The sequence below is a fragment of the Exiguobacterium sp. s39 genome, from assembly GCF_018618925.1.
In the GTDB taxonomy this organism is placed as follows: domain Bacteria; phylum Bacillota; class Bacilli; order Exiguobacteriales; family Exiguobacteriaceae; genus Exiguobacterium_A; species Exiguobacterium_A abrahamii.
In genome coordinates, this window is record NZ_JACSNA010000001.1 from 13,485 (window position 1) to 31,113 (window position 17,629).

The 17,629-nt window shown below is 46.3% G+C and carries 20 protein-coding genes and 1 pseudogene; 7 read left to right on the top strand and 14 right to left on the bottom strand.

The genetic code is table 11. The annotated features are described in order from the left end of the window. Nucleotides 1-93: 93 nt before the first annotated feature. Nucleotides 94-1,830: a phospho-sugar mutase gene (locus KNQ11_RS00135; protein WP_149426894.1), complete on the top strand. Its 1,737-nt coding sequence runs from the start codon at nt 94-96 to the stop codon at nt 1,828-1,830. A 137-nt stretch (nt 1,831-1,967) separates the two neighbouring features. Further along, entirely contained in the window at nt 1,968-2,864 is an 897-nt protein-coding gene (locus KNQ11_RS00140; protein WP_214768879.1) for an aldo/keto reductase, read from the top strand. A gap of 184 nt (nt 2,865-3,048) precedes the next feature. On the opposite strand, the gene KNQ11_RS00145 is transcribed toward KNQ11_RS00140, so the two are convergent. The 5 genes from KNQ11_RS00145 to KNQ11_RS00165 all read right to left on the bottom strand — a co-directional run bounded on the left by KNQ11_RS00145 (nt 3,049) and on the right by KNQ11_RS00165 (nt 7,015). Beyond that, nucleotides 3,049-3,237 carry a hypothetical protein gene (locus tag KNQ11_RS00145; protein WP_023467331.1) on the bottom strand — a complete coding sequence of 63 codons (189 nt, stop codon included), beginning with the start codon at nt 3,235-3,237 and terminating at the stop codon, nt 3,049-3,051. A gap of 141 nt (nt 3,238-3,378) precedes the next feature. Then, nucleotides 3,379-4,029 (bottom strand): amino acid ABC transporter permease, encoded by a 651-nt coding sequence (locus KNQ11_RS00150; RefSeq protein ID WP_023467332.1) that lies wholly within the window; start codon nt 4,027-4,029, stop codon nt 3,379-3,381. Continuing rightward, complete coding sequence (locus KNQ11_RS00155; RefSeq protein WP_047396216.1) at nt 4,026-4,793, bottom strand: transporter substrate-binding domain-containing protein; 768 nt, start codon at nt 4,791-4,793, stop codon at nt 4,026-4,028. The genes KNQ11_RS00150 and KNQ11_RS00155 overlap by 4 nt, the downstream gene beginning before the upstream one ends. A 163-nt stretch (nt 4,794-4,956) precedes the next feature. Continuing rightward, nucleotides 4,957-6,063, bottom strand: a complete 1,107-nt coding sequence (locus tag KNQ11_RS00160) for an ABC transporter ATP-binding protein (RefSeq protein WP_023467334.1) — start codon at nt 6,061-6,063, stop codon at nt 4,957-4,959. A 118-nt stretch (nt 6,064-6,181) separates the two neighbouring features. Further along, nucleotides 6,182-7,015, bottom strand: a complete 834-nt coding sequence (locus tag KNQ11_RS00165) for a PucR family transcriptional regulator (RefSeq protein ID WP_214768882.1) — start codon at nt 7,013-7,015, stop codon at nt 6,182-6,184. Between the two features lie 74 nt (nt 7,016-7,089). On the opposite strand from KNQ11_RS00165, the gene KNQ11_RS00170 reads away from it, so the two are divergent. Both KNQ11_RS00170 and KNQ11_RS00175 read left to right on the top strand, forming a co-directional pair. After that, on the top strand, nt 7,090-8,226 hold the full coding sequence (locus tag KNQ11_RS00170; RefSeq protein WP_214768886.1) for a DUF445 family protein: 1,137 nt from the start codon (nt 7,090-7,092) through the stop codon (nt 8,224-8,226). Nucleotides 8,227-8,246: 20 nt separating this feature from the next. Then, nucleotides 8,247-8,621: a YlbF/YmcA family competence regulator gene (locus KNQ11_RS00175; RefSeq protein ID WP_023467337.1), complete on the top strand. Its 375-nt coding sequence runs from the start codon at nt 8,247-8,249 to the stop codon at nt 8,619-8,621. A 51-nt stretch (nt 8,622-8,672) separates the two neighbouring features. Here KNQ11_RS00175 and KNQ11_RS00180 read toward each other — a convergent pair whose 3' ends face one another. The 3 genes from KNQ11_RS00180 to KNQ11_RS00190 all read right to left on the bottom strand — a co-directional run bounded on the left by KNQ11_RS00180 (nt 8,673) and on the right by KNQ11_RS00190 (nt 10,992). After that, a complete protein-coding gene (locus KNQ11_RS00180; RefSeq protein ID WP_214768889.1) occupies nt 8,673-8,885 on the bottom strand; it encodes a YhzD family protein in 213 nt (70 codons plus the stop codon). Between the two features lie 58 nt (nt 8,886-8,943). After that, entirely contained in the window at nt 8,944-10,023 is a 1,080-nt protein-coding gene (gene dinB, locus KNQ11_RS00185) for a DNA polymerase IV (RefSeq protein ID WP_214768897.1), read from the bottom strand. A 63-nt stretch (nt 10,024-10,086) separates the two neighbouring features. Then, on the bottom strand, nt 10,087-10,992 hold the full coding sequence (locus KNQ11_RS00190) for a magnesium transporter CorA family protein (protein ID WP_023467340.1): 906 nt from the start codon (nt 10,990-10,992) through the stop codon (nt 10,087-10,089). A 104-nt stretch (nt 10,993-11,096) separates the two neighbouring features. Between KNQ11_RS00190 and KNQ11_RS00195 the strand changes: the two genes are divergently transcribed. Continuing rightward, on the top strand, nt 11,097-12,017 hold the full coding sequence (locus KNQ11_RS00195) for an HD domain-containing protein (RefSeq protein WP_214768900.1): 921 nt from the start codon (nt 11,097-11,099) through the stop codon (nt 12,015-12,017). A 12-nt stretch (nt 12,018-12,029) separates the two neighbouring features. Then, complete coding sequence (gene namA, locus KNQ11_RS00200; RefSeq protein WP_214768902.1) at nt 12,030-13,061, top strand: NADPH dehydrogenase NamA; 1,032 nt, start codon at nt 12,030-12,032, stop codon at nt 13,059-13,061. 60 nt (nt 13,062-13,121) lie between these two features. Here namA and KNQ11_RS00205 read toward each other — a convergent pair whose 3' ends face one another. From KNQ11_RS00205 to KNQ11_RS00220, 4 genes and pseudogenes are all read right to left on the bottom strand, one after another. Next, nucleotides 13,122-14,039 (bottom strand): peptidylprolyl isomerase, encoded by a 918-nt coding sequence (locus tag KNQ11_RS00205; RefSeq protein WP_050677713.1) that lies wholly within the window; start codon nt 14,037-14,039, stop codon nt 13,122-13,124. Nucleotides 14,040-14,298: 259 nt separating this feature from the next. After that, nucleotides 14,299-14,868: an HTH-type transcriptional regulator Hpr gene (locus KNQ11_RS00210; protein WP_023467344.1), complete on the bottom strand. Its 570-nt coding sequence runs from the start codon at nt 14,866-14,868 to the stop codon at nt 14,299-14,301. An 83-nt stretch (nt 14,869-14,951) separates the two neighbouring features. After that, on the bottom strand, nt 14,952-15,293 hold the full coding sequence (locus tag KNQ11_RS00215; RefSeq protein WP_023467345.1) for a hypothetical protein: 342 nt from the start codon (nt 15,291-15,293) through the stop codon (nt 14,952-14,954). 114 nt (nt 15,294-15,407) lie between these two features. Beyond that, a pseudogene (locus KNQ11_RS00220) lies at nt 15,408-15,836 on the bottom strand (HIT family protein); the annotation flags it as partial. Between the two features lie 126 nt (nt 15,837-15,962). Between KNQ11_RS00220 and KNQ11_RS00225 the strand changes: the two are divergent. Next, on the top strand, nt 15,963-17,015 hold the full coding sequence (locus tag KNQ11_RS00225; protein ID WP_214768904.1) for a TcaA second domain-containing protein: 1,053 nt from the start codon (nt 15,963-15,965) through the stop codon (nt 17,013-17,015). A gap of 35 nt (nt 17,016-17,050) precedes the next feature. On the opposite strand, the gene KNQ11_RS00230 is transcribed toward KNQ11_RS00225, so the two are convergent. After that, nucleotides 17,051-17,302: a GlsB/YeaQ/YmgE family stress response membrane protein gene (locus KNQ11_RS00230; RefSeq protein WP_029340936.1), complete on the bottom strand. Its 252-nt coding sequence runs from the start codon at nt 17,300-17,302 to the stop codon at nt 17,051-17,053. A gap of 33 nt (nt 17,303-17,335) precedes the next feature. Continuing rightward, a complete protein-coding gene (locus KNQ11_RS00235; RefSeq protein WP_023467349.1) occupies nt 17,336-17,584 on the bottom strand; it encodes a GlsB/YeaQ/YmgE family stress response membrane protein in 249 nt (82 codons plus the stop codon). Nucleotides 17,585-17,629: the final 45 nt, after the last annotated feature.

Here is a 17,629-nt window from a genome sequence, read left to right on the forward strand (position 1 = left end):
GCCTCATCACCTTACCCTTTCTAGTGTTAATCATATGAAAGGTATCGCATCATCGCAAGTCTTACCCTCATTTAAAAAAGGAGTCGATTTACCATGTCATGGAAAGAAACCTACCAAAAATGGGATCAGTTCGCTGATTTAGACAGTACATTAAAAGAAGAGTTAGTCACGTTAGCAACGGATGAAAAAGCAGCCGAAGAAGCATTCTATAAAGAACTCGAGTTCGGAACAGGTGGTATGCGTGGGGAAATCGGTGTCGGGACGAACCGGATGAACGTATATACGGTCCGAAAAGCATCACAAGGGTTCGCGGCATTCATTAAGGCGTCGGGGGAAGAAGCGGCAGCAAAAGGAATCGTCATCGCACACGATTCACGCCATTTCTCACCAGAATTTGCGCTAGAGGCGGCACGTACGCTCGCAAGCAACGGCATCAAAGCGTATCTGTTTGACGGTCTACGTCCGACACCGGAACTTTCGTTTGCAGTTCGGTCTTTACAAGCAGCGGGCGGGATCGTCATCACGGCGAGTCACAACCCACCAGAGTACAATGGCTACAAAGTATATGGAGATGACGGTGGACAACTTCCGCCAAAAGAAGCAGATGAACTCGTTTCGTACGTCAGCCAAATCGAAGATGAGCTATCGATTGAACTTGAGCAAGAAGAAGTCCTTCGCGCGAACGGTTTGATCGTCCGTGTCGGAGAAGAGCTCGACGAGGCGTATCAAGAAAAATTACAAACGATTCGTGTCTTACCTTCGATTCAATCGGAATTAGCGGATCCACTTAAAATCGTCTTCACACCACTTCACGGAACAGGTCTTGTGCCGGTAACAGAAGGCTTGAAACGGTATGGATTCGAACACGTGACAGTCGTTAAGGAGCAAGCAGAACCAGACGGTGCGTTCCCGACCGTGACGTCACCGAACCCGGAAGAACATGCTGCCTTTAAACTGGCGATCGAATATGGTGACCGGACAGATGCCGACATCTTGATTGCGACGGATCCCGATGCTGACCGTGTCGGAGTCGCAACACGTGATGCAGACGGAGAATGGACAGTCCTGACAGGGAATCAGACGGGAGCGTTATTGCTCGACTACATCCTTTCACAAAAAGCGGCGCAAGGAACACTGCCAGCGAACGGATTCGTCGCGAAGACGATCGTTACGTCGGAACTCGGCGCGTTGATTGCACGTCACTATGATCTTCATGTCGAGAACACGTTGACAGGCTTTAAGTTCATCGGGGAAAAAATCAAACAATACAACGCATCGGGTCAATATGAGTATCTCTTCGGATACGAGGAGAGCTATGGTTACCTTATCGGTGACTTCTGCCGAGACAAGGATGCCGTCCAAGCGTGCTTGTTAGCTGCTGAGATGGCTGCGTACCATAAGAAAGAAGGACGGACGCTCTATGAGGCATTACAGGCGATTTACGAGCAGTTCGGGTACTTTGAAGAGTCACTCCGCTCTCTGACACTCAAAGGGAAGGATGGCGTGGAACAGATCGGTCGTATCATGGATACGTTCCGTGAGAATCCGCCAAAACAAGTGGCTGGAGAACAGGTCGTCTTATTCGAGGACTATGATGCGAGCATCGCCCACGATTTGAAGACACATCAACCTTCACCGATCAACTTGCCAAAATCCAACGTACTGAAGTTTACGCTTAGCGATGGATCATGGTTCTGCCTTCGTCCATCGGGTACGGAACCAAAAATCAAATTCTACTTCAGCGTCACGTCACCAGATGCTGCTGAGACGACACGGAAACGTCAGCAAATCGAAGATGAAGTCATGCAAGAAGTCGAACAAATTCAATAAGTCCCATGCAGGATCACGTCATCGACGGGGTCCTGTTTTTTGTCTGAGAGCATCAAAAAGTGAAATCCGTGCAACCGGTACCATTTTGGGGTACAGTAAACAAGATAGAGTTTATACGATAGGGGAGTGGAAGATAGATGGAACGGATTCAACTAACAGAAGATTTATCATTCTCACGCATCATTCACGGCTTATGGCGATTGAATGAATGGGTGATGACGAAAGAAGAGCGGCTTGAATTGATCGAAGCATGTCTTGCTTTAGGAATTACGACGTTTGATCACGCAGATATCTATGGCGATTACACGAATGAACGCTTATTCGGAGAAGCGCTTGCTTTAAAACCGGAGTTACGTGACCGAATGGAGATCGTTACGAAGACGGGCATCAAGATGAAAGGGAATCATTTCTCGGATCAGTCGTTGTCATTCTACGATACGACGAAAGAGCATATCATCAAACAAGTCAACCGTTCTCTTCAAGAACTCGGTGTCGAGTACGTGGATACGTTGTTGATTCACCGTCCAGATCCGTTGATGGACCCGAACGAGATTGCTGAAGCGTTCGTAGAGTTGAAGGACGCAGGAAAGGTACGGACATTCGGTCTCTCGAACCATACACCTGCGCAACAAAGTCTGATTCAGTCGCGCTTACCATTCATGCTCGTGACGAACCAACTCGAGTTGTCGGTTTCGGAACTGAAACATTTCGAGGACGGATCCGTTGATCTCTGTCATGAAAATGAGATGCCGTTGATGGCATGGAGTCCGCTTGCGGGCGGTCGTCTCTTCAAGGACGAGCAATATGCTCCGTTACGCGAAAAATTAGCTGAGATCGCAGAGACGATCGGGGCAGAAGAAATCGACGAAGTCGCATATGCATGGTTGCTCAAACATCCAGCACGTATCATGCCAATCGTTGGTTCTGGTAAGATTGAACGCATCGAATCTGCGGTTCGTTCGACGAAATTGTCGTTGACACGCGAACAGTGGTTTGAGATTTTGAAGGCATCACGTGGTCGTGACGTCGATTAATTGATTTTGAGATAGAAGCGGATCAATGCGTAAATTGTCCGTTAGCGAAATAAAGTGAGGGGATCGTTTCCGATATATCATCCGGAAGCGATCCTTTCTTTCGCTTACGTATAGAACATATGTCAAAAAGTAAACAAAAAAAGCCCCATCTCAAGGGGGAGGAGAGATGGGGGAATCTATGAGGTTAAGCTTCTAAGCGAAGCATCTCCTGACGGTATTTATCTAAACGATCTTTACTTGCTGACATGGCAGCTTGGTCATTGGCTTGAATCGCATCGAAGAGCGTACTGAGCTCATAATCGATTTCGAGACGTAGCACTGGAATTCGCTGCTCTGCATCTTGTCTACGGAAAGCTTCAATTACTTGTTTCATCTCGGCCACGCTCCTTTATAAGTTGTCAGATAATTCTGATTTTTATTAGTATACTTGATTATTCCCGGATTGCCTAGTGCTAAACCTAAAAAAATCTAAAAAAACACACTTGAAATCCTGACGGTTCCAAGTGTGGAAAATTCATTCTGGAATGCTGAATCGTGCCTCTAAGCGATGTTGAACACTTTGAATGAGCGTTGACATGATCCAGTAAATCGCAGCTGAGAATAGCAGCAACGGCATGACGAGATACGTCGTAGCTGAAATCTGGTCAGAGACGTATGTCAATTCTTCGACAGCAACAATCGTACCGAGTGATGTCGATTTGATGATATCGATGACAGAGTTCGAAAGCGGTGGAATCGCCCGAGATAGTGCTTGCGGCAAGATGACGTCCTTGAATGTCTTACGACGCGGAATACCGAGCGAATCAGCTGCTTCCCATTGTCCACGATCGACAGAGGAGATGGCAGCTCGGAACGATTCTGAGATATACGCAGAAAAGTGAAGCGATAAGCCGAAAGCGAGAGCTTGGAATCCAGTCAATTGAAGGACAACGAGACCATTGTATAAAATCAGGATTTGTAACAGCAATGGTGTTCCTCGGAAGAAGGAGACGTATAAACGTGCAAAACCGCTAAAGACGGCAAGACGGCTATCACGCATGACGGCAAGAATCAACCCGAGAATAAGCGCAAAGACGATGGCGAGACCACTTGCTAGAAGGGTCGTACCAATCGCCTTTGCGTAGACGTCCGAGTTATCCCGGACGATCGTCAGTAATTCACTCACTTACTGATATCCTCGTTGAAATACTTCTCACCGATTTTTGCAAGAGTGCCGTCTTCTTGCATCTCAGCGAGTGCTTTATTAAAGTCTTCTGTATACTTGCTGTTTTTCGCCATCATGAAGCCTGATTCGTTCTTATCGAACGTCTCACCGACCGCTTTGACTTTATAGCCTGCTTTTTTCAGCTCCGTTAAAACGAAGAGACGATCGTTCATAGCAGCATCAACACGACCTGCTTCAAGATCTTTTAAGACTTGGTTCGCACCTTTGTAGTACTTCACTTTCGCGCCAGCTTCTTCAGCCGTTTTGGCATAAAGTGAACCTTGTGTCGAACCGACTGTCTTTCCTTTTAAGTCGTCGAGTGTTTTGATGTCGTTCGTTTTATTGTTGACGATGATCGTTGAACCAGAGACTGTATACGCATCAGAGAAAGCGTATTTTTCTTGGCGCTCAGGCGTGATTCCCATTTGGTTCGCGATGACATCGATTCGTTTTGAATCGAGTGCTGGGATGAGTCCTTTGAAGTCCATCGCTTTGTAATCGACTTTATAGCCGGCACGTTTTGCGACTTCGTTCATGACGTCTACGTCATAACCTGTCAATTTTCCTTTTTCTTTATACGTGAAAGGTGGGTACGTTGCTTCTGTACCGACTGTAATGACTTTTGACTCTTTATCAGAACCTGCGTTGTCGTTCGAAGCGCCGCATGCTGCAAGCACCCCCGCTGTCGATAATGCTGCTACAGCTAATTTCAAACCGTGTTTCATAGCGCTCTCTCCTTTATAAATGAATGATTTCAATTCCTAGTTTTCGAATAGGATTAATTTTAAGCTACAAGCAGTATCATACAAAGTTACAGGAACGTCTGTCAATAAAAAAGACTGCCCTTAAAAGGACAGTCTGAAACATCGTAACTGATCGATGATGCGATTAACGGATCGTTGCTTCCGTCGCAGAGTCGAAGAAGTGTGCTTTCGTCATATCGAAGAAGAGATCAAGCTGCGATCCCATCTCGACGTGTGAACGCGAATCAACACGTGCCGTGAACGCTTGTTGTCCGACTTTTGAGTAGAGGTAAGACTCTGCACCCATCAATTCGGAGACTTCGATATGTGCTGGGAAGCGGTGTGCTGTTTTCGTGTCTTGGTAGATCAATTCCGCATGGATGTCCTCTGGACGAATTCCGAGGACGAGATCCTTGTTCGTGTAACCACGGTCGCGGAGAACTTTCATTTTTCCTTCTGGTACTTCGAACTTCTCTTCTGTTCCTGAAACGTGGAAGAGACCGTCTTCCGCTAATTTACCTGTCAAGAAGTTCATCGATGGTGAACCGATGAATCCGGCAACGAACATGTTATCTGGGTGATCATAGACTTCTTTCGGCGTACCGACTTGTTGAATGATACCCGCTTTCATGATGACGATTCGTGTCGCAAGCGTCATCGCTTCCGTCTGATCGTGCGTAACGTAAATCGTCGTCGTCTCAAGACGTTTGTGTAACTGAATGATTTCCTTACGCATTTGTACACGTAATTTAGCATCTAAGTTCGAGAGCGGCTCATCCATCAAGAAGACTTTAGCATCACGAACGATGGCGCGACCAATCGCTACCCGTTGGCGCTGACCACCAGAGAGTGCTTTTGGCTTCCGCTCGAGGTATTCTTCAAGACCGAGGATACGAGCTGCGTTATCAACGCGTTGCTTGATTTCATCTTTAGGGAACTTCCGAAGCTTTAATCCAAATGCCATGTTATCGAAGACGTTCATGTGTGGATACAGCGCGTAGTTTTGGAAGACCATCGCGATATCGCGATCTTTTGGCGCTACATCGTTCATGCGTTTACCGTCGATGATGAAATCCCCACCTGAGATTTCTTCGAGCCCAGCGATCATCCGGAGCGTCGTTGATTTACCGCAACCTGATGGTCCGACGAAGACGATGAATTCTTTATCTTTAATGTGAAGGTTGAAGTCATCAACCGCTTTTGCATCACCTGAGTAGATTTTATCGATATGTTCAAGACGAATTTCAGCCATGTGTAGTTCCCCCTAATGTAAATGATGAAATAATAACGCTTACAAGATTTAGTATAAAAGAAGTCAGGGAGTCTGCCTATGGACAACCTGACTAAATGCAAACGTTTTCAATTAGGCATCATGCTACAAGAAGTAAGGTATAGAGGAAAGTAGCACCTTCAAATGAGCGAACATCGATTCCAGTCTGCTCCGTCAACCGGTCGAGTCGATACTGGAGGCTATTTCGATGTAAGAATAGATGTTTTGCTGTCAGAGAGACGTTCAAATTAGATCGACAAAAAGCAAGGATTGTCTCACGAGACTCTGGCTCGAGGGAACGAATGAACTGATCGACGAGTGTCGCGCGGTGCCGGTCATCTAGACTCGCAAGACGAATCATGGCAGGCAAGAAGCGTTCGATGTGCATCGAAGGAACGAAAGCAAGCGCTGCTTGTTCAAGTTGGAACTGAACGGCGATATCGCCTGCAGCACGTTGTTGACCAAGCAATACCTTACCGTCGAGTACAAAATCAGATTGTAACGCTAAAAATAAATCGGATAGTTCAGACTCAATGACAAACTCTTCGCGTTCGACGACCGTGAAGCGGTGTGTGCTAAAAGGAATAAGGATGCTCGTCTGCGAAAAGAAAGAGGAGAGCAATTGTTGAATTTCTTCACTTGTCCGTTCATCGGTTGGATTGAACAAAAAATGGACAAGTCGGAACGACTGATCTTCGAGGGCATGAGCAGATTGGATACGCTCTCGCCATAGATCGATATCAGACCGCGACGTCGTAATGATGCGTTCAGCGAATACATCAAGCAGTTGTTGTTCGCGGTCAGAGATGGCGGTCGCCTTGATTCCAAAACAGAGTCCATCTTCAAGGCGATATACGCTATACTGTTCCTGGCAATAAACATTCGGATCGGTCGTAAGCTGGTCATTGAATACAGTCATCAGTTGTCGTAACACACGGCATCACTCCTAAATCGTACATAACTATCTCGACTTTACCATAAGTCGAAAATCGGAAGGAATGATAACTTATGTCAGATACGTTTTTACTCGTATTGAAACTTGTCGGAATCATTGTCATTGGGGCCCTGATTGGCGCAGTCACGAATCATCTAGCGATTCGGATGTTATTTCGACCACTTGAACCGAAATACATCGGAAAATTTCGCGTACCCTTTACGCCGGGTCTGATTCCTAAACGGCGGGATGAACTGGCAGCGAATCTCGGACGGACGGTCGTCAAGCATCTTTTGACGCCAGAAGGGATCGGGAAACGTCTCGCATCACCAGCTGTTCGTGGAGCCGTCACGCGACTTGTCGAACAAGAAGTCATGAAATGGACACGCTCGGAAGAGACGACGGAAGCGTGGATTAGTCGCTTCATCGACGAACCCAAACAACGGATCCAAGGGAAAATCAGTTATCACTTGGAGCAGGAGTTTTCGCTTCTCATGGGTAAATGGCGTGAAAAATCCTTACGCGAGTTGATCGGGGAAGCCGGAGAACAAAAAATCGAGGAGGTCATGCCAAGACTCATCACATCCGTATTGCACCAAGCAGAGGAATATTTTGATGGACCAGAAGGACGTCTACAACTCGAGGAAACGGTTGCTCGTTTCATCCAACAGCGACTCGGAGGTGGGATGTTCGGGATGTTGCTCGCGAACGTCAACGTCGTTGATATGATTCAGCCGGAGCTGAAACGGGTACTTCAATCAGAGTCGACGTCTCAGTTCATCCTTGCCTTATTACGTCAGGAATGGCAAAAGGGACTGGATCGTCCACTGTCGTCCTATATGACGGAAGAGACGGAGTCGCGGATTCGACAGACCGTCAAAGAACAAGTCTTGGCGCGTTTACCGATTGAATCGATGCTTGCTACACCATTACGCGTCTGGTTGAATCCACTCGAATCACAATTACTCGAGCAACATGTCCCTGTCGTCATCGATCATCTATTCGAACGGACGACGAATCAAATCGGGCAAATCTTGCAGACGCTCGATCTCGAAACGATTGTTCGAGAAGAGGTCGGTTTGCTGGATACTGCATATCTCGAAGAAATCGTCTTATCGATTTCTAAGCGAGAATTCCGGGCTATCACTTGGCTTGGAGGGTTGTTAGGTGGTTTAATTGGATTGATACAGGCGGGGCTTTATCTCGTCTAAACAAATTGGAGGTTTTACTCATGGCAGAAACAAACTTATACGATCACGCGTACACACTGGAGCGTGCATTACGTGAAACTTCGGAGTATACGACATTAAAAGACTTGTACACGCAAGTTAACGCGGATCCGGAATCAAACGAATTGTTCGCGTCGTTCCGTAACATCCAACTCGAATTACAACAAAAACAGATGCAAGGTGAAGAAATCACACCAGACGATATGGCATCTGCCCAAACAAAGATGCTTGAAGTACAAAACAACCCACTAATCAGTCAGCTGATGCAAGAAGAGCAACGGATGCACACGATGCTGACGGAAGTCACACAAATCATCATGAAGCCGTTAGAAGAACTCTACGCGCCAATGATGGAGCAACAAGACGACGTTCAATAAGTAATCAAAAGGAAGACGGCCATAGTGGCGAGTCTTCCTTTTTTGTATGGCTCAAGATGAAGTAGGGACGATCCGTGGCAAATAAGCGCGCTCGAAATGAATGAGACGACCGGAACGTGTGACACGTGCTGCATGATGGGCGTACCCACTCTCATTAAGACGCCGAATCCCTTTTTCTCGTGCCTGTCCATCTGTTTCTGCTTCAAAGACGTCATCGAGTAACGTTTCACCACGATCTGAAAAGACTGTAATCGTATACTGCATACTTGTTCCTCCCTTGTCCGATTGGTCTTGTATTTAGTATAGTGAATCACTATTCATTTTACAAGCGTAAGTCCATATCCTGCCACGTCAGTTGTCTCGCAGCTGGAGGAGTAGTCAGGTGACTGACCGTCATACCAATCAAGCGGATCGGTCTGTCGAAGGTGATGCCATTGAACAGTTTCGTTGTTTCCTCAAGTAATCGTTCTTCGTCCGCCGTCTCTTCTGAAAATGTATGCCGTTTCGAACGTGACTGGAATGTATCGGTCTTCCACTTGATCGTGATCGTCCGGCAGACGAGTTCTTTTTTTTGAAGACTCGCAATGACGGATTTTGATTCTCGAATCAACGTCTCAAATATCGTATCGATATCCTCCGTATCTTCTTCAAATGTTGTCTCAGAACCAATCGATTTTCGCTCGCGTTCCGGACGAACCGGACGCTCGTCGATCCCGTGTGCCATCGCATGCAGTTCCGTTCCGCGATCACGTCCAAGTATTGCTCGTAATTGTTCGACCGGCATTGCTTGGACATCTGCGACGGTTTCAATCCCTTGCTTTCGTAACGCTTGTTCCGTGACTTTTCCGACGCCATGTAAATCTCCAATTTTTAATGGAGACAAGAAACTGAGGACGTCCTCTGGAGGAACGACCGTCAAGCCGTTCGGTTTCTCGTATCCGGAAGCGACCTTCGCGACGAGCTTAGAGTTCGAAACACCAGCAGAGGCCGTCAGACCTGTCCGTTCTTTAATTTGCTGAAGAACATATTGCGCGATATAGGTCGCACTTTTTTGATCAAAATAATTTTCCGTGACGTCAAGATACGCTTCATCAAGCGAGAGAGGCTCGACGAGCGGTGTCACTTCTCGAAAAAGCGCCATGATTTGCGCACTGACAGCTCGGTAGACGTCAAAGCGGGGACGAATGAAGACCGCACGGGGGCAAAGCTGGAAGGCACGTCTTGACGGCATCGCGCTATGGATCCCGTATTTCCGTGCTTCATAGGAACAGGTCGCTACGACACCACGTGCATGAGGCGGTCCACCGACGACGACGGGAACACCTTTTAATCGAGGACGATCGCGTTGCTCGACGGAAGCGTAAAAGGCGTCCATATCAATATGAATGATTTTTCGTTCCATCGTACAAGCGTCTCCTTTCAGTAGATATGATACAATTAGTATAACGAACTTATGTTCTGATATCTATTTTTTTGGTCGACTGTTCTTTGGCATCCGAACAAGAGCGCCTAACCATCCGCGCCAGCGCATCCAGTAGAAGATGCCACCGGTCGAGAGAAAGATCAGTCCTAGGGATAGGGCGTAACCGTATTTCCATTCTAATTCCGGCATGATTTTAAAGTTCATCCCCCAAATCGCACCGAGAGCCATCGTTGGTGTCGCGACGGCAGTAAAGATTGTTAATGCCTTCATGATTTCGTTTCCACGGAAGTTCGAGACGGTCGTCGATAAGTCGAGCAGGACCTCAATGTCTTTTTGATAATGTTCGATGAGCATCAACAGACGGCGGACACGTTTCGTAGCTAGTTTCAACGAGAGATCCTCGAGATACGCGTCCTCATCGAGAAATGATTCTTCGCCAGCCATGACGAGCTCTTGAAACGGAACGATTAAATCGGACCAGTTCTCGATCGTGTCGCGTAAAGCGAAGATGCTATCGAGTGAATCTTCATTGATGCTACCGCGCAGTTCATCTTGTCTTGAGAACAGTTCCGTCTCAAACTGATCGATACCGGCAAAATACGTGTTCAGCTGTAAAGCAAGAATCGTATAAAAAGCCGCAAAGGGATGCGCGGGAGAATAGGGAGCGACCAGGGACACGATTGAATCCGACAATCCGATTGTGATGAGTTTTTCTTTCGTTACGTAAAAGCAAATCGAGCGGCGGTCACTTTTGTCGACAGGATTTTGCCAGGTGACGACAGCGCCATAGAGAACCCCTTTTTCCGAGCGGGTGAAGTTCATGTCTTTCGATCGCAGCTGTGTGACCCAGTCCATTTCGGATTGGTCGACGGCAGCCGTCGGAAAGGTTTGTTCATAGTCAGCTAAATCGAGATAGCGGGACCAATTAAATTGAGGTTCCAGTTCCATGTTCATGACTCCCATATAGTAGAATGAAATAGTATATGCCTTAAGTGTAGTCAATGGAATATAAAAAAGACACCTATTTTACAGATAAAGGACGTGTTTCAAGTATGAAAGGAATTGGTAAATTAGCAGTTGGAGAAACGCTCGATCAACGAGCGATGATCAAGCAAGCGGTCAAAGGAATTGCAGCAAATGGGAAACCATACTTGACGCTCATCTTGACGGATAAGACAGGCGAAATCGAGACGAAGATGTGGGATACGAGTGATCTTGAAAAATATGCGCCGAAGTCGATCGTCCATGCTGCTGGAGAAGTCATGGACTATCGGGGACGGACACAACTCAAGCTCAAACAAATCACGGTCCTAGCGGAGACGAATGTCGAGGACTATGTCCAATCCGCGCCGATTCCGCGAGAGCAGATCGAGACGGAAGTACTCGCGTTCGTAGAATCGATTCAGAACAGTGATATGAAAAAGCTCGTTAAACATTTGATTACTTCACGATTCGACGCCTACTTCACGCATCCGGCAGCGGTCAAGAACCATCATGCTTTTTACTCGGGGCTGTCATACCACGTCCTTTCGATGTTGCGTCTAGCGGATCAAATCGCTCAACTCTATCCGACCTTAAACCGTGACGTGCTAATCAGTGGCATCATTCTGCACGATTATGCGAAAATCAAGGAGTTATCCGATCCGGTTGCACCGGAATATACGTTGCCTGGTAAACTCGTCGGTCATATTACGATGATGGTAGCGGAACTTGAGAAAGTCGGAGCAGAATTACAAATTGACGCAGAAGTACTGACGGTCTTGCAACATCTCGTCTTAAGTCATCACGGACGACCGGAATGGGGTTCTGCCGTCGCACCACAGATGCGCGAGGCAGAAGTTTTGTTCTTGATCGATAACCTTGATGCACGGATGACGATGATGGATCGTCTCCTTGAATATGTCGAGCCAGGACAGTTCTCGGAACGATCATTTGCACTAGATAATCGTGCTTTTTATCGTCCGAAGCTATAAGGGGGAAAAAAGATGAAGACGAAGTTGTTTGATACGGTTCAACTCGGAACGTTGACATTCCGCAATCGGGTCATCATGGCGCCGATGTGTATGTACAGTGCAAAAGAAGATGGACTCGTTACGGATTGGCATGTCACGCACTATGCAACCCGTGCAATGGGTGGTGTCGGTGGTGTCATCTTAGAAGCGAGTGCCGTCACGCCAGACGGTCGTATTTCAGCCGGTGACCTTGGGATTTGGTCAGATGCGCATATCGAAGGACTACAACGGATCGCAGAGCAAGTCAAAGCAGCGGGGGCAAAAGCAGGCATTCAACTGGCCCATGCTGGGCGCAAAAGTACGACGGCAGAACCACCCGTCGCACCGAGTGCTTTACCGTTTGATGACACATACGGTCATCCGCGAGCATTAACGCTTGAGGAAATCGCAACGATCAAACAACAGTTCATCGATGCAGCACTACGTGCGGAACGAGCAGGGTACGATTTCATTGAAATTCATGGGGCTCATGGTTATTTATTGAACACGTTCCTCTCTCCGTTATCGAATGTCCGCGATGATCAATACGGTGGATCGATTGAAAATCGGATGCGCTTGTTGCTAGAGATCATTGATGGGATTCAGGACGTCTCGAAGCTTTCGATTTGGGTCCGGATTTCAGCAGCGGATCACGCAACAGGAGGAATGACGGCAACGGACTATATTCCACTTGCAAAAGAACTAGCAGCACGTAACATCGATCTACTCGATTGCAGTTCAGGGGCTGTCGTCGCCAATGCCGTACCGGAAGTGTATCCAGGCTATCAAGTGAGCTATGCAGAAGAGTTGAAACGAGAGACAGGTATTGCAACAGGCGCGGTTGGATTGATTACGACAGCTGCCCATGCAGAAGAAATCGTCCGTAACGGTCGAGCAGATATAGTCCTGCTCGCACGTGAACTACTTCGCCAACCGTACTGGGTCTATCATGCGGCAGCCGAACTAGGAGACACGGTCGCCTTGCCGAAACAATACGAACGAGCACCGATTCGGACGGTACGCTAACTATTAATCATATGAAAAAACGACACAAAAAAGGGAAGCCCTAAAGGCTTCCTTTTTTGATTACTGCTGTTGTTGTTGCATCATCTGTTGTTGCATTTGTTGTTGTTCTTGTTTGTCTAAATCAAAAGCATCCTTGAAGTCTTTGTTTTCGATTTTAACATCGTATTCTTTCATGAGTGAACGGTAGATATCGTTCGGGTTGACTTGTGCTGCTTTTTCTTCAGCAAGTGCTTTTTTGATGCGTGATTTTTCTTTATCAAGTGTAAAGTCTTTCTTTTCTTTACGATCGACTACTTTGATGATGTGGTAACCGAACTGTGTTTTAATTGGATCGGAGATTTTACCTTCAACGCCATCCTTGAACGCATAATCTTCGAATTCCTTGACCATTTTACCTTTTGTGAAGTATCCAAGGTCTCCACCTTTTGTACCGCTACCTGTATCTGTTGATTTCTCTTTTGCGAGTTTCGCGAAGTCTGCGCCGTCATCCAATTGTTTTTTGATGTCTTTTGCTTCTGACTCTTTCGCAACGAGGATATGGCTTGCTTTAACTTCGACTTTTTCTTGGTCAAAACGCTCTTGGATTTCTTTATCTGTTACTTTTGATTTCGCAGATTTTGCTTCCGTTAAGAGCATTTGTGTGCGAAGAACTTTCTCGAATTCTTTTTCGTTCTTGATTCCAGCAGATTTCAATGTTGTACTGAACTGCTCTTTATCCGGGAACTGGTCCTTTGTCTTCTTGACTTCTGCTTCGACTTCTTTATCCGTGACTTCTTTGCCGTATTTCTTCTCAAGCAATTTGTTCATCGTTTGCTGGAAGGCGATTTGAGCACCAGCTTTTTCGTATGCTTCTTCTTGGACGTCAGCCTTGTTGACTTCGCCACCTTTGTAATTGATGACGGCTTCGTCATTTGATCCACATGCTGCTAACGTAAATACACTTGCGACTGCTGCTGCGCCTAACAATTTCTTTTTCATACATACACCCCTAATTTACCATTTATTTCAACCGTTTTATCATATCATATTCTCGTCTGGTTGACAGCTGTATCTTGTCATGCCGAGAGATACTTGCTCTTTTCCATGCTATCACATCCAAGTAGCCGGTTGAGGATAATTTTTATGGGAAATTGTGAGGGAAATAACGCTCTTGAGACATAGTAGTAATGTCCTTGTCATGAGGAAAAAAGACCTAAAAAAAGCATTCTAGCTAGAGGCTAAAACGCTTTTAGTAAGGTTATGCTTTTTTGATTGAGTCCATGACTGGATCTTGAGGGCGACGATCTGCTTCTTCTGTGATCATCTTTGATGTCTCAGCGAATATGTCCATGAAGCTGTCGCCATACAAGCGACGTACGATCGCAGAAATGTCCGTTAATTCCGGGAACTTCCCGTACAGTTCCTGAAGAGGAAGTGATGCACGGAAGACACCGTTTTCTTCAGGGCGGAACGCTTGAATCGTCTCAAGCAAGAGTGATTCGCCCTCTGGTGTCAACTGGACGTAGGTATTTCGTTTATCTGTTTCCTTTTTTGAGAACGTCAACAGTCCGCGGTCTTCTAACTTCTTCGAGAAGTTGAACGCCGTCGAGACGTGCATGACACCATACTTCGCAATCTCTGAAATCGAGGCACCGCCTAGCGCGTGCGAAATCCACAAGATATGATGTTCATTGATGTTCAGATCAAAAGGCTTGATCCAATTTTGCCAATCTTTTTCTACCGTTTTCCATAGTGCTTTGCTTAACTGGACAATCTTGTGGCTATACAACAAAGCCTCTTGTCCAGGATATAACTTTTCGTGTTCCATATCTGACTCATCCTTTCGAAAGGTGACAATGGCTCAAACGCGCAAAATGCAAACTATACAAAAACAAATCGAAGCAACGGATCTTACTTTTGTGGAGAAAGCTGGTCTGCTTCCTGTTTCGCTTCATCAGCGAGAGACTGGATCTTCGTGAGCGATGCTTGGACTTCCGTTTGGTATTCCGAGACGCTCTGCATGACTTCTTCTTTGAAGTGCATACCAGACGCTTTTGCTGTCTCTACTAAGTTCTTGCCCTCCTGGGTCAAATCCTGCACATTCGTTACGATTGTAGAATAAGAATTTCGACGTTGATGACCGTTCGAAGAGTCGCTTTTCGTACCTTGGCGAAGCGCCTTCAGACCGTAAAAAGTCACAAGTGTTAGCGTAGCACCAAAAGCGACCCAGTTACGGGCGGGACGCTTCGACATATTGAACCTCCTTTTTAATATTAAAATATTTGTTTCATATTATTTTACCGAAAATCGAATGAAAGAAACCTATTTCGGCAATATTTTTCTAAGAATAGAAGAAAAAGAACAGACTTAGATGCGAGAAGCGATCGAGTTAGCGAGTTCAGCCAATTCCTCTACCGTGTAATCGTCATTATGAACTTCCCATTTCGCGCCGAAACCGTCTTGTTTATCGTGACGCGGAATGAGGTGCAGGTGGAAGTGGGAGACCGATTGACCCGCTACTTTTCCTGTATTCGATAAGAGATTCATGCCAGCTGCCTCTGTCTCTTGTTGAAGCGCACGACTGATTTGCGGGATCGTCGCAAATACGTCTTGTGCTTGTTCAGGAGAAAGATCATACAAATTATCGGCATGTTGTTTTGGGATGACGAGCGTATGTCCTTTCGTCACTTGTGACAAATCGAGGAAGGCGAGAACTTGTTCGTTCTCGAATACGATATGACCAGGGACTTCTTTGCGAGCAATTTTACAGAAGATACATGACTCTTTTTGCATGGAACGTTCACTCCTTTGGGTAAGATAACATTAGTATACGGAAAGTTTCCGACTTCCGCACGATTGACAGTCAAATTGAACCCGATACACTTAGAAACATACAGCTACTGAAGGGAAGGAGCGAACTGCATGGCATCACGAGTAGCCTCGACGGCACAAAAAAAGCGAAAACGGCGTCTGCTCGTCGGTAGCGTTATCGTCGTCGGTCTTTTCTTATTCGTTGCCTTTTGGTTTGGGCGTAACATGCAAGAAGCGGCGAAAATGGAGAAAACAGACGAGCGTCTTGCTACCTTGTTAAAGGAAAAGGATCAGCGTGGATTCCAAAAGCTAGTCACGATGAACGATAAGTCACTACCGATGAGTGAGGCGACGCGACTCGTTAACTGGTTGACGGCTGATGCAGAGCGGACGGACCGGGTCATCGCACAAGTCAAACAGGATCAAGACGCAGGTAAGCAAGTGAAGACACATCTGTTTTCGTTACAAGAAGAGGATGGATGGCTTTGGTATGACCGGTACTCTCTCGATGTGAATCCTCAACGGTTAACCGTTTCGAGTGATCTACCGGGAACAAAGGTTTCACTAGATGGAGAAGAAGTCGGGACAATCGATCAGAAATCTCTTGAAGTCAAGCGTTCTCCTGGAGAGTACGATGTTCAAGTAAGTGCGGAACAATCAGGACAGACCGTCCGGGAATCAAAGACTGTACAACTCGGAGATGAACCGAACGCGACAGTCGACTTTAAATTAGCTGATCGGTTCAATACGACCGTTTCGAACGAATATGCAGTCGATATCAAAACGTTACTTGAGACGGAAGTGAAAGCCCGGACTGGAAAAAGTATCGATACGATGACTGGCTATCTTGGACGTTCGCGTGACTCGTTTGAGAATACGTTCGGCACGCCTGATTCGACCGTTGCCAATCGAGCGCGGTACGATGGATATGAAGTAACCTATCAGTCGGGGCAGGTGGAAGAATTGTTAATCCGATTGAATAAGACTCCGGATGAACTTGAAGCCATCGCTGGAAAACCAGAACGAAAGAAGCGAGAGCAAGTCGGTACGGTTTGGGAATATCCGTCTAGTTTTCTCGAAGGTGTGTTCGAATGGTTGAATCTGCGAGCAGAAAAACGTGTCGTCGAGCGAGAAGACGGTATGTGGTTACAATTAAAAGACTAAAAAAATCCTCGGACAGAACGTCCGAGGATTTTTGGTTATCGTTTATTCACCGCACGGAGAATGAACGATACGATGAGGATAAGAATGATAGCTCCGAGTAAAGCAGGTACGATTGCGAATCCAGCAACCATTGGACCCCAATCTCCGAATAATGCTTGACCAATCAATGCACCAACGAAACCAGCGATGATGTTACCGATAATACCACCTGGAACATCTTTACCTAAAATCAAGCTTGCTAACCAACCAATAATACCACCAACGATTAATGCCCATAAGAATCCCATTTAAAACACTCCTTTTCAATTTAAGATATATGATTACTTACGTACTGCCCGGAGAATAAGTGAGACGATGAAGATCAAGATGACTGCTCCGAGAATAGCCGGAATGACTGCGAAACCAGCGATTTTTGGTCCCATTGAACCAAAGATGGCTTGACCGATCATCGAACCGATGAAACCAGCGATAATGTTACCGATGATGCCACCCGGCACATCTTTCCCGATAATTAAACTTGCGATCCAACCGATGAGACCACCAATGATGAGTGCCCATAAGAAACCCATTTTAAAACATCTCCTCTACATATTAGTTTTACCTGTTTTCAGGCA